The sequence below is a fragment of the Streptobacillus canis genome (assembly GCF_009733925.1).
Lineage (GTDB): Bacteria > Fusobacteriota > Fusobacteriia > Fusobacteriales > Leptotrichiaceae > Streptobacillus > Streptobacillus canis.
In genome coordinates, this window is the sequence record NZ_WOEI01000051.1 from 1 (window position 1) to 1,240 (window position 1,240).

At 19.0% G+C, this 1,240-nt stretch carries 3 protein-coding genes; all 3 read left to right on the forward strand.

Going from position 1 to position 1,240, the window contains the following annotated elements; translation table 11 throughout:
• Positions 1-27: 27 nt before the first annotated feature.
• The 3 genes from GM111_RS08005 to GM111_RS08015 all read left to right on the forward strand — a co-directional run bounded on the left by GM111_RS08005 (position 28) and on the right by GM111_RS08015 (position 1,075).
• Positions 28-282 carry a hypothetical protein gene (locus GM111_RS08005; RefSeq protein WP_156300571.1) on the forward strand — a complete coding sequence of 85 codons (255 nt, stop codon included), beginning with the start codon at positions 28-30 and terminating at the stop codon, positions 280-282.
• A gap of 1 nt (position 283) precedes the next feature.
• Positions 284-685, forward strand: coding sequence for a hypothetical protein (locus tag GM111_RS08010; protein ID WP_156300572.1), 402 nt, complete (start codon positions 284-286; stop codon positions 683-685).
• 93 nt (positions 686-778) lie between these two features.
• Complete coding sequence (locus GM111_RS08015; protein WP_156300573.1) at positions 779-1,075, forward strand: hypothetical protein; 297 nt, start codon at positions 779-781, stop codon at positions 1,073-1,075.
• Positions 1,076-1,240 lie beyond the last annotated feature (165 nt).

The following is a 1,240-nucleotide window of genomic DNA, read 5'->3' on the forward strand; positions in this document are numbered from 1 at the left end:
GGAAAGGTAGAAATATAAAATAAAAATATGAAATTAAAATTAAATAGAAAACTAGAATTGTTAAAAAAAGATGAGTTTGAAATAGTTGAAATATTAAATGAAATATTAGCAGAATATAGAAAAATAGAAATAAAAGATGATATTTTAGTAGATTTAATAGAAGATATAGAATACATTCTTAATAGTAAACTTGAAAAAACACTTAAAATATATTATTCTATATTATTTTTAAGTAATAATCAAAGATTAATAAATAAATATAATGGTATAGATGTGGTGTAATATGGAAAAAATAATAGGTCTACAGAAAAAACTATATAAAATATTAAATAAGTATGGAAATGTAATAAAAGATAAACAAGAAACTTTTTTTCTATTTGAAATGTATTATAAAGAAGAAAATTTAAATTTAAAAGAAAAAATAAGATATACAAAAAAAATAGGGAATTTAAATTTTGTATTAGAGATGTATTTAATACCTTTTTTGATGAGTCTTAGTTTAGAAGAATGTATCTATATTCAAAAAAAGAATGATGAAGAAAATATATTTATAGAAAAAAATAATATAGAAAAACATAATTATATTCTTTTTAAAAAAGATAGCTATTTACTTAAACAAAATATTAGTATTCATAAACGTTTTTCGTCTAGAGATAAACGCAATATAGAAATAAATGGATTTTAATGTATCTTCAAATGTTTAATCTTATTCTTTTAAGAAAAGCTTTTATTACTTTACCTAAAAATAAGGAATCTTATGTAAGGAGATTTATAGAAAATGATAATAGAAATATATAATATAGATTTGCGTAAATGTGAATATAGAGTGATTGGCAAAATAGATGAATCTAAATTTAAAGTGGTAACTAAAATTTTTGAAAATAAAAATAATATTGAAATAGAAAAATTATATTACAAATATATAAACAAAGAAATAGAAGAAATAAAAGAATTAAGTTCAGGGATAGAAGGATTTTTAAACTTAAATATAGTGGAAACAAAAGATGATTTACTACCAATAGAAAATTATACGAATTCACAGCCTTATTCTAGTTTAGTTAGATTTGAAATTTAAAAAATAATATGTTTATGAAAAATAAATAATTTAAAAACAGGTTCTTATAAAAACAATTAATTGTATCAGGTGAATCAAATGTTGTTTTTTGGGGTAATGATATAAAGAATATTTATTTAGGATTTTTGAAGATTCTTCAAGGTATAATATAGGGAGGAGTCAAAA